Annotated in this window: 14 protein-coding genes and 1 pseudogene; 4 read left to right on the top strand and 11 right to left on the bottom strand. The window is 34.7% G+C overall.

Annotated features, from left to right (window positions below; genetic code table 11):
* Nucleotides 1–157: 157 nt before the first annotated feature.
* The gene (locus tag FH036_RS00355; RefSeq protein ID WP_139895140.1) at nucleotides 158–1,483 is read left to right on the top strand and encodes an ArsB/NhaD family transporter; all 1,326 of its coding nucleotides are present in this window, start codon (nucleotides 158–160) and stop codon (nucleotides 1,481–1,483) included.
* Between the two features lie 72 nt (nucleotides 1,484–1,555).
* On the opposite strand, the gene FH036_RS00350 is transcribed toward FH036_RS00355, so the two are convergent.
* The 5 genes and pseudogenes from FH036_RS00350 to FH036_RS00335 all read right to left on the bottom strand — a co-directional run bounded on the left by FH036_RS00350 (nucleotide 1,556) and on the right by FH036_RS00335 (nucleotide 5,013).
* Nucleotides 1,556–1,783 (bottom strand): coiled-coil domain-containing protein, encoded by a 228-nt coding sequence (locus FH036_RS00350; protein ID WP_138321448.1) that lies wholly within the window; start codon nucleotides 1,781–1,783, stop codon nucleotides 1,556–1,558.
* A 99-nt stretch (nucleotides 1,784–1,882) separates the two neighbouring features.
* Nucleotides 1,883–1,975 (bottom strand): annotated as a pseudogene (locus FH036_RS27310) (GNAT family acetyltransferase); the annotation flags it as partial.
* 56 nt (nucleotides 1,976–2,031) lie between these two features.
* On the bottom strand, nucleotides 2,032–2,940 hold the full coding sequence (locus tag FH036_RS00345) for an iron-hydroxamate ABC transporter substrate-binding protein (RefSeq protein WP_044793293.1): 909 nt from the start codon (nucleotides 2,938–2,940) through the stop codon (nucleotides 2,032–2,034).
* Nucleotides 2,941–2,961: 21 nt separating this feature from the next.
* Nucleotides 2,962–3,978: a FecCD family ABC transporter permease gene (locus FH036_RS00340; protein WP_139895139.1), complete on the bottom strand. Its 1,017-nt coding sequence runs from the start codon at nucleotides 3,976–3,978 to the stop codon at nucleotides 2,962–2,964.
* Nucleotides 3,979–5,013, bottom strand: a complete 1,035-nt coding sequence (locus FH036_RS00335; protein ID WP_139895138.1) for a FecCD family ABC transporter permease — start codon at nucleotides 5,011–5,013, stop codon at nucleotides 3,979–3,981.
* A gap of 268 nt (nucleotides 5,014–5,281) precedes the next feature.
* Here FH036_RS00335 and FH036_RS00330 point away from each other — a divergent pair, with 268 nt between their 5' ends.
* The gene (locus tag FH036_RS00330) at nucleotides 5,282–6,046 is read left to right on the top strand and encodes a DUF817 domain-containing protein (RefSeq protein ID WP_070806606.1); all 765 of its coding nucleotides are present in this window, start codon (nucleotides 5,282–5,284) and stop codon (nucleotides 6,044–6,046) included.
* A gap of 124 nt (nucleotides 6,047–6,170) precedes the next feature.
* On the opposite strand, the gene FH036_RS00325 is transcribed toward FH036_RS00330, so the two are convergent.
* Both FH036_RS00325 and FH036_RS00320 read right to left on the bottom strand, forming a co-directional pair.
* Nucleotides 6,171–7,208, bottom strand: a complete 1,038-nt coding sequence (locus tag FH036_RS00325; protein ID WP_139895137.1) for a DUF4003 domain-containing protein — start codon at nucleotides 7,206–7,208, stop codon at nucleotides 6,171–6,173.
* Nucleotides 7,209–7,449: 241 nt separating this feature from the next.
* A complete protein-coding gene (locus FH036_RS00320) occupies nucleotides 7,450–7,905 on the bottom strand; it encodes a DinB family protein (RefSeq protein WP_048550319.1) in 456 nt (151 codons plus the stop codon).
* 192 nt (nucleotides 7,906–8,097) lie between these two features.
* Here FH036_RS00320 and FH036_RS00315 point away from each other — a divergent pair, with 192 nt between their 5' ends.
* A complete protein-coding gene (locus tag FH036_RS00315) occupies nucleotides 8,098–8,586 on the top strand; it encodes a DinB family protein (RefSeq protein ID WP_000902397.1) in 489 nt (162 codons plus the stop codon).
* Between the two features lie 205 nt (nucleotides 8,587–8,791).
* Here the strand turns inward: FH036_RS00315 and FH036_RS00310 are convergent, their stop codons facing one another.
* Nucleotides 8,792–9,553, bottom strand: a complete 762-nt coding sequence (locus FH036_RS00310) for a CPBP family intramembrane glutamic endopeptidase (protein ID WP_139895136.1) — start codon at nucleotides 9,551–9,553, stop codon at nucleotides 8,792–8,794.
* Nucleotides 9,554–10,054: 501 nt separating this feature from the next.
* Here FH036_RS00310 and FH036_RS00305 point away from each other — a divergent pair.
* Nucleotides 10,055–10,591, top strand: coding sequence for a GNAT family N-acetyltransferase (locus tag FH036_RS00305; protein WP_048550318.1), 537 nt, complete (start codon nucleotides 10,055–10,057; stop codon nucleotides 10,589–10,591).
* A gap of 112 nt (nucleotides 10,592–10,703) precedes the next feature.
* Here the strand turns inward: FH036_RS00305 and FH036_RS00300 are convergent, their stop codons facing one another.
* The 3 genes from FH036_RS00300 to FH036_RS00290 all read right to left on the bottom strand — a co-directional run bounded on the left by FH036_RS00300 (nucleotide 10,704) and on the right by FH036_RS00290 (nucleotide 12,906).
* Nucleotides 10,704–11,180, bottom strand: a complete 477-nt coding sequence (locus FH036_RS00300) for a DUF2690 domain-containing protein (RefSeq protein ID WP_048550316.1) — start codon at nucleotides 11,178–11,180, stop codon at nucleotides 10,704–10,706.
* A 17-nt stretch (nucleotides 11,181–11,197) separates the two neighbouring features.
* Nucleotides 11,198–11,710 carry a YjfA family protein gene (locus FH036_RS00295; RefSeq protein WP_000473741.1) on the bottom strand — a complete coding sequence of 171 codons (513 nt, stop codon included), beginning with the start codon at nucleotides 11,708–11,710 and terminating at the stop codon, nucleotides 11,198–11,200.
* 302 nt (nucleotides 11,711–12,012) lie between these two features.
* Nucleotides 12,013–12,906, bottom strand: coding sequence for a LysR family transcriptional regulator (locus FH036_RS00290; RefSeq protein ID WP_000403878.1), 894 nt, complete (start codon nucleotides 12,904–12,906; stop codon nucleotides 12,013–12,015).
* Nucleotides 12,907–12,954 lie beyond the last annotated feature (48 nt).

Genomic DNA, 12,954 nt, shown 5'->3' with positions numbered 1-12,954 from the left:
CATTTTTTTATATCATATGTCAAATCATCATTTTTTCCTTCACTTTGTTAAATAGTTTTCTTTCTTTTTTGAATTTGCTACAATATATTTTATCCCGTATTCATACAGCGGGATACATTTCAACAATTGAATACATACTTTAAAGAAGGTGACATGATTGGAACAATCAGCACATGAAGTAGCAAATTGGCAATATTATTTTGCAATTGCCGTATTTTTAGTCACGTACGGATTTATTATTTCTGAGAAATTGAATCGTGCTGTAATTGCACTATTCGGTGCTGCTATTATGATTATTTTTGGAATTGTAGATTTACACGCTGCTTTCACATCACATATTCAATGGGAAACAATCACCCTTTTAATTGGGATGATGATTCTCGTACATATTACGAGTCAATCAGGCGTCTTTGAATTTGTGGCCATTAAAGCAGCGAAGGCAGCTGGCGGAAAACCAATCCGCATTTTATTATTGCTATCCCTATTAACTGCTGTCGGATCAGCATTTTTGGACAACGTAACAACAGTCTTATTAATCGTCCCTGTTACACTGTCCATTACACGTATTTTAAAAGTAAATCCTGTTCCTTACTTACTTTCAGAAGTACTATTTTCAAATATAGGCGGAACAGCAACATTAATCGGTGACCCACCTAATATTATGATTGGGTCAGCAAATAAGCATTTAGACTTTAATGCCTTTTTACTGAACTTAGCTCCTATCGTAATTATTATTTCTATCGTGACACTTGGAATTATTTACTTCATGTATCGTAACAAACTAAAAACAACACCTGAGCAAATCGAAAAATTAATGGCATTAAATGAAAAAGATTATATTAAAGATCAAAGCCTCCTTTTAAAATCGATCACGATTTTAGGACTAACTATTTTAGGCTTTGTACTTCATTCCATTATTCATGTAGACGCTGCGGTAATTGCAATGACAGGTGCTACACTTCTTATGTTAATTGGCGTGAAAGAACATGATATTGAAGATGTATTTGCCCACGTTGAATGGGTAACCATTTTCTTCTTCGCTGGACTATTCGTTCTCGTTGGCGGATTAATTGATATCGGACTTATTTCTTCACTCGCAAAAGAAGTACTCGACGTAACAAACGGTGATATCGGTTTCGCTGCCGTACTTATATTATGGGTATCAGGCATCGCATCTGCGACAATTGACAATATCCCATTTGTCGCAACGATGATTCCGCTTATTCAAGATTTAGCTACAGGACTCGGACTATCTGTAGACTCTCCACAAATCGAAGTACTATGGTGGGCGTTATCACTTGGAGCTTGCTTAGGAGGAAACGGAACATTAATTGGAGCATCCGCAAACGTAGTCGTTGCTGGTATTGCAAAACGTGAAGGACATGCTTTCTCGTATATGGACTTCTTAAAAATTGGTTTACCGTTAACAATCATTGCATTACTATTATCACATGCTTACATATATTTACGTTATTTAATGTAAAAGTTATATTGCATGAAATTATATCGTCAAATACAAAAGGTTTGCAGCACTATGCTGCAAACCTTTTTTTCATCACCAAAATATACCGATAATTGCTAGTCCACCTAATATCATACCACCAATTTGTCCAACCATTGCTGGCGATAATTGAACACCTTTTCTCACTTCAACAACCGGTCTTTCATGCCTTAGTTGCTGCACTTCACTTTGCAGTTGATGTACACTTCCGTGTAATTCTTTAATTAATTCCTTTAATTCAGCAACTTCTTCATTTACTGGTTTTGCTTTTTCTAAATTCATCTCACATAGCTCCTTATAAATGCAATCAGTACACTGTAAAAATTCGCCAATTATTATTATATCTCCTGCATACTACATATATAATTTCGAATGTACTTTCTAACCTTGCAGCTCTATCCATTCATCCCGCAATATCCCCATAATCATGCGATCAAAACACTTCCCATCTCTTTGCACTGCTTCTCTTATAAACATTTCTATCAGAAAGTCCCACTCTAACGTTAGAGTGGGGCTTTCTCGAATCCTTCTTATTTCGTAAACATTTTCTCCGCTTCATCCATTGCCATTTTGTTACCTAAAGCAGAATAGTCAAGCCATGGTTGGTCATTAATAATGTATACGTGCTTGCCTTTAACTGCTTTTAAGTCTTTCCAGATTGGTGTTTCTTGAAGTTGTTTAAATGCAGCTTTTGCTTTATCGTCTCTGTTTACAACAACGAAAATAGCATCTGCATCAAAGTCAGGTAATACTTCTTGTGAAATGACTTCGAAAGGACGGTTTCCATCGATTTTCTCTACACCATTTGCAGGTTGTAATCCTAAGTCTTGGAATAAAATTGGTCCCATCGGTCTTTTCGTGCTAAATACTCGTAATTCTTTTGCAGTAACGCGAATTGCCATTACTTTTTCGTTATTACCTAACTCTTTATCTATTAAACTTTTTACCCGTTTTGCTTGCTCTTCGTAATCTTGAATATATGTATCCGCTTCTTTTTCACGGTTTACAAGTTTACCAACTTGTTTTAAATGGTCTCTCCACGTACCTTCATCTAAATTGAAAGAATGTGTTTTTGCAATTTTTTCGTATTTCGCTACATCTTTTCCAGCGTATTTTTCATCCACATAAATTTCAGATGGCTTTAACTGAAGTAACGCTTCCATATTCGGATCTGTTACAACACCAAGTTTTTTCGTATCTTTCAGTTGTTCTTTTGCATGCGGTAAGAAATCTTTTAAATCTCCACCAATTACAGAACCTACTGGTGTAATTCCTAATGCAAGTAAATCATTTGTTAAATGAATAGACATTGAAGCAATTTTTGGGTCATTACTTTTTTCCGTTTTTTTCGTTGCCTCTTCATTAGATTTCGTTTGACCACATGCTGCTAATACTAAAATACACATGATGCTAAATAAAATAGTAAGTTTCTTTTTCATATGTTCTCCTCTTTGAAGTATTTATTTTGTTTTTGTAAGTAAATAAAGAAAATACGGTGCTCCTAATGCGGCCACTACTACACCAGCTGGAATAGAGTTTGGCTCAAATATAGAACGACCTATCGTATCTGCTAGCACTAAAATAATCATTCCGATAATGCCAGCTAGTGGAAGGAAATGTTGATACGTAGTACCTACTAACTTTCTTGCAATATGCGGAGCAACTAAACCGATAAAACCAATCCCTCCTGCCATCGATACACTCGCGCAAGATAATCCAACCGCTGTAGCTAAAAGTAGTAACCGTTCTTTTTGAACAGAAACACCAAGTCCTGCTGCCACACTATCACCTAGTGACAATGCATTTAACGTTTTAGATTTTAGCCATGCATACGGGGTTAGTATGAAAATCCAAGGTAATAATGCAAGGACATGAATCCAATCCCTTCCCCACACGTTACCAACTAACCATCTAGAAGCGAATGTATACGTCTCATCATTTAACTTGAGAGAGAAAAATAACGAAATCGCACTAAATCCAGCTGAAACAGCAATACCAACGAGAATAAGTCTAATAGGAAGTAAACCTTTTGACCGATCACTCGCAAGTATAATAATTAAAAATGCAGCTAGCACTCCTCCGCCAAATGTAAATAACGGTATTAAAATCGATGCATTCTCATTAATTGAATGAAAGAAAGTAACGAAAATAATTAGTCCGAAAGATGCACCTGAATGCAATCCTAAAATACCAGGATCTGCAAGGGCATTACGTGATAACCCTTGTAAAAGGGCACCAGAAATCCCAAGGCCAATGCCAGCTAACATTGTGATTATAATTCTTGGCATACGATAATCGTATAGCACGGTTGCACTTTCAAAATCACCATGACCGAAAAGCGTTTGAATTACTTTGAGCGGTGCAATGCTAAGTGTCCCCGTATTTAAGCTAAGCAAAATGACAGCGATACTAATACAACCAAAAATTGTAGTTACAGTAATGGCTCTTTTTTTATCTGTGTTAATAAGACCCTTCACTTATAGCTCCCTCCCAACTTTACGTGCTATATAGAGGAAGAACGGAACTCCAACAAGAGCCACCATAATTCCTATCGCAAGTTCTTTAGGAGGATTTACTGTTCTTGCCCCTAAGTCAGCTAAAACTAATAACATAGCTCCTAAAAATGCTGACATAGGAATAATGAGTCGATAATTCACACCAACTAATTTCCTAGCAATATGCGGGATAACGAGTCCTACAAATCCAATAGAGCCAACAGCTGAAACAGATACACCTGCAAGAATGACTACTATAATCATCCCTAGTATTCTCGTTCGGTTCGTTTTTACTCCTAAATTCGTAGCGACATCATCCCCCATTGATATGAGTGAAATAGACCGCCCTAATACTGTCGCAAAAACAATTGTTATGAGAATAATAGGAACTAAAAATTTCAAGTGTTCCCACTTAACCCCTGCAACACCACCAGCGTACCAAAACGCTAAATCTTGACTTAAGTCATAATAAATCGCGATACCTGAACTCAACGAATGCAATAGCGCGGCCATAACTGCTCCAGCAATCGTTAATCTCATCGGTGTTAATCCGCCTGATGTGGCCGATCCGATAATAAAAATGAGTACTGTACTTAAAACCGCTCCAATAAAAGAGACAATCATTAAATAGGAATATGGCATATGCGGAAAAAAGGCAAAACTAAGTGCTACTACAAACATCGCACCTGCATTTATGCCAAGCACACCTGCATCAGCTAAAGGATTTCGTGTTACTCCTTGCATAACAGCCCCAGCGACCGCAAAAGCTGCTCCTACAATTGCTGCGCCAATTACCCTGGGGAGCCTTAATTCATAAATAATTTGGTGCTGCGTTAATTTCGGATTATAATCAAAAACCGCTGTCCACACCGTTTGCAAATGAATATCCTTTGCACCAAATGCGACGGCCAAAAATATAGATCCAATTAAACATATAATTGTTAAGCTCATAAAACATATGAACTTAATATGTATCCAGCGGTTATTGCCAGCACGTATAGTAGACTTATGTAACATGTTTCATTTCATCCTTTATATTCAGTTGTTTTTTATAATTATTTTTTATTTATAATAAATATTGATAACAATTATCATTTTCATTTAGATATTATATCCCCACTTTTTTTAAATAGCAAACTATTTTTTTACTTCGTTAAATATTAAAATACTTATTACAATTCCCTTCCAAAACTTACAAATACACGCAAAATAGAATACTGGTTTATTTTGCAAATTATAGTATACTTAGTCATTATTTTGATTTTTCTAACAAAAAGGAGATACAATGTTCTATATAAAACAACTATTACATTTCACTTACGAGCAAGCATTATCCTGTTTATTCCCAGTCGTTATTTTCTTAACACTAGCCCTTTCAAAAATCATTTCGATTCCAGGGTTATACCGCTACGATTTCATACTCATCGTATGTCTTCTTATGCAGTGGTTTATGTACAAGACTGGCCTTGAGACGAAAGACGAATTAAAAGTAATTACTGTCTTCCACCTCATCGGCCTTTTACTAGAAATATATAAAGTTCATTTCGGTTCATGGAGTTATCCGGAAGAGGCGTATTCAAAGGTTTTTGGAGTTCCACTTTACAGCGGCTTTATGTATGCAAGTGTTGCAAGTTACATATGCCAAGCGTGGAGAAGACTACATTTACAAATGTATCATTGGCCGAAAGCTATTTTTGTAATACCTCTAGGAGCAATGATTTACTTCAATTTTTTCACACATCATTTTCTATACGATTTTAGATGGTTCTTAACCTTACTTCTATTCATCGTTTTCTTTCGAACATTTGTGGAATTTTCATTACGAGGCGTTACATATAAAATGCCGCTCGTTCTCTCCTTTTTTCTTATCGGATTCTTTATTTGGATTGCAGAAAACATCGCAACATTTTTCGGTGCATGGCAATATCCAAACCAACGGGAAGCTTGGAATCTCGTTCACTTAAGTAAAATCAGCTCATGGTTTTTACTCGTTGTTATTAGCATTATGATTGTTACACAACTCAAACATTTGAAGCAGTTGAAAAGATAATACTGATTATATAAAAATAGTTAGCCCATCACTCATTAGAGGGTGATGGGCTTTTTTTAGTAATATTTTTTAAACCATCCTTATCAAAGGCGTTATAATTTACAATAGCATAAGCAGTTGCACATTATGAACTACTACTAGCAGAAGATGTTGCTACAGATGAAGCGGCAATCGTTGCCATCATAGCTGCCTGTTGTGCTTGGATGAGGACTTCTATCATTGTTTGTAAACCTGTGTTGGTAGCTTTACTTTCCTCACCTTTCTGACTTACGAACAGTTGAATAGCAATAAGAATATTCGCATCTGTATGCCAACGGAATAATTTCTCCCCCTGCAGTTTTTCAATCAACGCTTTAATAGCATAAATCTCTTTTTCTCCATCTTCAAGTAACGCTAGTAGCCCTATGGCTGGGTAATGCATCTGTTTCACTTTTACCTTTTCTTTTTTTAACGAATTCCATATGTTTGTACATGTTGCAACTAACATTTCTTCACGAACATCCTTCTTTAGTGAGAGGATATGACTTAAAAACTGAAGATCATTCCCTTTACGCAAACCAGCTTTCGCTAGTTTCTGATACAGACGTTCCACTCGGTCCATGAGTGTTTCTACATTCTCTGATTGTCCTGCTAGTAAAACTGCAAGTGGGTAATCATTTGTACTTGTAAGAAAAAGGTGATCCCCTTTCATACGTTTATATACTTGCATCGAACGCTGAATGTGCGTGCCATGCTGTTCATTTTCTTCTGTTAAAAGTACAGCTGCTGCGAGATAAGTAAATATACTTCGGCTAAAACCACCAGCGACCAATTGTTCATATAAATCTAAAAAATCCCGAAAAGCTTTCTTATAATCTGTAAAGTGAATATCTAATGTTGCGGCCACTACAAAGCGATGATAAGACTTTAAGTATGAAAACATCCCTACCTCATTCTTAATATAACTACTAATTTCTAAAAAACGTCCGAGATCAAGCAATTTATCACTACTTGTATACATAGCAGCAATCATCATTCCTGTTCGAGAATCACTCGTTTTCCATTTTAATTCTCCCTTTAACTGTGAATATGCATGTATATATTGCTCTAGCTTTTGTTCTAATGTAATCATAGTATTCACCCCTATTTCTAGTTCCTCTCTATTATTATACGTATATTCCATATTTAGGAATACTATATTTCATAATCACACCATAAAAATTAGAAGGTTTCTTTATCCTAATAGATTGGTTTCTTGTCCTTCTTCATCAGTAGCACGATGATAATCCCTAATCCTTCAAGAAGTTATACAAAAAAGGTAGATAATAATTTATCTACCTTTTTTGTGAAAAATAAGAGTGTAACTATTTACAACTCAATTTTGACAAAACTACTGTCATTTCGTTTGTTATATGCAATTCAAACTAAAGAGCCTTAATAATACGTTCCATTGCTTTCATCTGACCAATATGATCTGCTTCATGATAAAGCATCATACCGTAAAGCTCACCAACTGTTTCTAGTCCTAGGAATGGCTCTGGCAGTTTATTTTCAAATGCTTCTGCTGGAATTTCTTTAATACGTTTTGCTTGTTCTTTTAATTGGGCCATTAATACTTCTAATGACGGTCCTTCTGTTTTCCATTTAGATGGTCTTGATCCATATCCAAACATACCTGGATATTCAGTTGGCAATTGTTTAAATTCTCTTCCGAACATGAAAGTCTCTGCTGCTGTTAACACGTGTCCAATATGCCAACGAATTGTATTGTTAAAGCCCTCTGGCTGCGTATCCGCAGTTTTATCATCTAGCGTCTCCATAAATGTAAGTAATGCACCGCGCGTTATTTCAAATTGTTTTAAGCCAACTAGTCTATTCATTTTATCGTTCCCCTTCTTGATGTACAATTTATTCTGAACTAAAAATGTTCAATTCATTAACGTTTTACCTTGTTTAATCTATCAGAAACAATAAAAAAATACATCTAATATGCTTATTAAAAATAATAAAAAGGTTCACTCCTCGTAAATATAGAATTACTTACTATGTAAATAAAAGAGGAGTGTATTTTCATGTTACATATTTTAAAACAACAATATAATCTTATTAGCTCTACAAGAGAAACTCTATTTTCGTTTTTGGAAGAAATCCCACTAGAAAAATTACATAGCACTGTTCCGAATTTCGGGAGCGGTAGCATTATAAAGACACATATTCATGTAGCCGATTGCTATCGATACTGGCTTGGATCATTCGCATTTAAACAAAAGCGAGCAGATTTTTCATTCGCTAGCGATTATGAAATTGAGCATGCAGATGTCACGAAAGTACGTGCTAGATTTAAGTTAGTAGATGAAACTGTACAACGTTTTTTAGATGAATACAATGACCGTTGGCTCGAAAATATAGCAAATGAAGTGAAATGGCAAAAAGAACCTTGGAGTACAACACCGCTATGGCTTTTAACTCATACAGAGACGCATGAGTTTCACCATAAAGGACAAATTGTATCAATGACTCGTCACCTTGGATATACTCCTCCTGATACAGATCTTAGTTAATTCTAACAACTCAACTACTATAACTGTCGTTAGCATTGTTTATATACGAAAAGGCTCTTCATTCTTTTTGATGTTGTTTATAGTTCTGCAATTTTTTTGCGGCACAAACTTGTATTATATTTTAATTATGTTTGTGTCGTGTTCTTATTGATTAGTTTAATATCCATTAAAAAATATATTACTATTTTTCCTTCTATTATTTGAGTTACTTAATCAATAAGAGGTTCTTTCTTTTTATTACGACTTTATATAAAATAAAAACGAAAATTCCGAAAATTAAAGTTGGAATTACTGGTAACACTTTGTCATTTGGCACATACACACTCCAAAAAGAATTAAGAAGCGCATGAAAAATTAGACACATAAAAATACTTTTAGTTGCGTTAAAAATTGTAGTAAGTAAGAAAGACATAGCCATTGTCGTAATTATGAAGGCTATAAAATCCCTTTGAGTTTGATTCGTGCCTGGAATAAACCATAACGGCCAGTGCCAAATAGCCCATATACCACTCACAATAACCGTACTTAAAAATACTGAAAACCTTTTCTGAAGGGCAGGTTGTAAGAATCCTCTCCATCCAATTTCTTCAAGACCACCACCAACGATCATTATTGGAAAACTAATTAATGCCACGTATAATGGTGTTTGCATCTTTGCTCCACCAAATATTATCGGAAGATAACAGCTAATAAAAGCTAGAATAATGATTAGAATATACCATGCAAAGTGATGTTTAGGATTTACAATATTTTTAATAAAACTTCTAAACTCATCTTGTGATCCATATTTTTTCTTTAGACTAATCGCAATGATTGCCGGCATAATCCCACCGAAAACAAATAATATCATCGCTAGCGGTGTACCAAATGTCGTAATGTTTAATCTTATCAAGCTAATTAATAACCCCCAAAGTGTCCATGTAAATATTAAAGTACATATTACATATCGTTTAATCTCATTCTCCATTTATTTGCCTCCTTTGTTTTAATTACAGCATAAATTTGGATAAAAGAAAATATTTAATGTTAAATTATCCCAAAAATATTAAAAGATCATCCATACTAAATCAGGCTTTTATGAGTGAGCCCACTTCCACCTACCTACTTTGTTTCATTCGCAATTCGAATGTGGAATCTTACTATCCGTTAAGGGGGGATAAATAAAAAGAAAGGGCTTGTTTTGAAAAGCGATCAAAACATGCGCTTTTAAAGTGACAATAAAATAATTTAATTTTTGTTGAACTACGATGCAGTTTAGTGATACATGCTTATTTTTCAGCTTAAAATATCTATTAAAAACTCGTTAATACATTTTGTTGTGTATAAAACTTTTATTATTTGTTTTAGGTATACCATACCATTATAAAATTCATGTAATATCGAATTAAGATTCATATTTTTTATGTAACTCATTGAAGAAAGTTTAAGTATTTATACATTCAATTACTAACTAAAGGAGAAAATTATAATGAGATTAGAGAGCGAAAGAATTTATTTAAGGCCTCTTTGTCAGCTAGATGCGCCTATTATATTAGAAAGTACAAGGGATGATGAAATAAGATATATGACTGGAACCAAGTCTACTTTTTCATTGGAGCAAATTACGAAACATATAGATCATATAAGTAATAATTCAAGTCGCTATGATTTCGCTATTTGTTTAAAAAGCACTGACGAGATGATTGGAGAGTTGTCGATTTTAGATATCGATGAGGAGAACAAAAGAGCAGGATTCAGAATATCAATGCTTTCAATAGCAGTAACAGGACAAGGCTATGGAACTGAAGCTATTAAAATAATTTTAAGATTTGTTTTTGAACAACTATCATTAAATCGTTTACAGTTAGAAGTATTTAGCCATAATTTACGCGGAATTAAAGCTTATGAAAAAGTTGGTTTTGTAAAAGAAGGAACTTTACGTCAATCTTTATTTTATAACGATGCATACTCGGATGAAATTATTATGGCAATACTGAAAAGTGATTATAAAAATATGCCTTTGTAAATGAATGTCCTTAAGCTATTAAACAACTTTAAAGAACCTTACCACAGTAAAATGCAGTAAGGCTCTTTCATTTTCATATCAAATAACAGCTCTTAACGCATTGATAATCGTATTAATACCAAATCGTCTCCGCATAATTATAAGCATCACTATTTGGTATAGCATGTTTCCCTTGTGCTTGTGCCTTTCTTGGATCTAAATCATATACCATTGGCGTATAGCATGATGTTTGCCCTTTATTCACAACACCATTTCCTCCAGCACTTCCGCAAGTATATGCCTTTCCATCGGTTTTTCTGACTATCCTTGCATCAGCTTCGTTATTATAAACCGCTGGACGAGTTACAGTAACCTTTGCCCACGCTGTTTTACACGTCGTGCTAAATTTTAATTCCACATATGAATTAGAATCAATCCACTTCTTTTCTTTCGTTACTGCTGATTGATCACAACTATTGTAATACGGACTTTTCCCATCATATGAATGGTCTTCTGCATATGCTTTATCGCTATTAGTTGTACTAAACATACTAGTTACAACGATTAAAGATAGCAATAAACATGCACTCACCTTTTTTAATAGCTTCATATAATTTCACTCCTTTATTAATAACGTGCTGTTTTCCCGTAACCGTTATTAAACGTAACTGCTTCAGCATCTGCTGTGTATCCGAAATCAGCAGTTAAATCAAATACCATTCCTGTATAAGTACTCGTTTGACCAGTTTTAATTGTGCCATTTCCTTGATTGGAAGTGACTGATTTTTGAAACACACCATTTTTGTATTTATTCACAACAGCGTACGCATACACTCCTCCTGAAACAGCTGGTGCTGGTTGATCTAAAACAAACTTAGCCCAAGCTGCATGACATTTATTACTGTAACGTAAATACACTGTCCCTACTTTTTTACTACCTTCGTATACCGCTGTAGATTTTGCATTAAATCCATCTGCATCACACGTTGTACTTCCCCCGTATACTTTCGTTGTAGCTGGATTTTTCCCGTCATAATAACTACTTAAATCAGTAGCTGCAAATGTACTTCCTTGGAAACTAAATAATACCCCTACACTCGCTGCACTTAACACACATACTTTCATTAGCTTTTTAAACATTGTAAATCTCCTCCCAAAAAATAAGTACGTATAATAAAGACAATCTATCCCCTATGTACGCCCCTCCTTTCATGCTGCCTAGAGGCATCTTACAGAAACGAATAAAAGTTGTAAATTCCCTTACGATTATTGGAATATACAAAGAAATTTACTTATTCTTTTAAGAAAAAAAGTTGAGAAATACAAATTTGAAGACATCCTTTATTTCAAACATAAAAGAACCGATACTTGTTACATGCAAGCATCGGTTCTTTATACAAAATTGCCATTTTTTCTTTTATATAAAATAAATATTTCTCCACTTAATCTGTTGTAAAAAACTCCCTCGTTACATCAATAAATTGCTGCAGTGGCACTGTCATCCATTTGTCTTTATGCCAAGCAATTTGTGTGAAAATTGGATTGATAGTATTGTCTAGGTGTAACTCTTTTATCGTTCCCTCTCGTATATCTTTTTCTACTACTATCGCTGGCAAAACTGCTACACCTAAATCTGCAATCACACATTGTTTAATTGCCTCTACACTAACGAACTCAATCTTATTTACTGGATACACATCTTGGATGCGAAATAACTCTTCAAATAAAATTCGATATGAACACCCTAGTTCTGTTAATAAAAGTGTTTCCTTCTCTAAATCTTTTATAGAAACGGAAGTTTGCTGAAGTAAATGATGCCCTGGAGCAGCTACTACTTTTAATTCTTCTTTCATAAGCGGCTCCACATGTAAAGCATCTTCTGTTTTACATTCGTCCAAAATAAATGCAAGATCGACTTTTCCCTCCATCAATTGTTCCTTCGCATCTTTATTGGAATGTGCTGGTTTAAATATAAGTTTTATTTGAGGAAATTGCGCTTTAAACCTCTTTAATATAGAAGGAAGTCTATATGTACATTGGCTCTCTTGCGCACCGATTATTAACGTACCTGCTATTTCCTCATCATCTTTCACAGCCATCTTCGCTTCGTTACTAAGTGCAATCATCTTGTCGGCATATAGTTGAAACTTTCTGCCCGCTTCAGTTAAGAAAAGGCGTTTTCCTAATCTTTCAAATAACGGCGTACCTAGCTCAGCTTCTAACGTTTTAATTTGCGCTGTCACGCTCGATTGAGCAAAGTTTAATTTCTTCGCAGTTTGTGTAAAGTTCAAAGTATCCGCCGCTACTTTAAATGTAATTAATTGTTTTATCTCCATTTATCATCCCTCTTTTCAATCGATATTCCCGATTGATTTCATCGAAAT

The sequence above is a fragment of the Bacillus sp. CD3-5 genome, assembly GCF_006349665.1.
GTDB classification, from domain to species: domain Bacteria; phylum Bacillota; class Bacilli; order Bacillales; family Bacillaceae_G; genus Bacillus_A; species Bacillus_A paranthracis.
The sequence above is the reverse complement of the archived record's forward strand: the minus strand, read 5'-3'. Positions and strand labels throughout refer to the sequence as shown.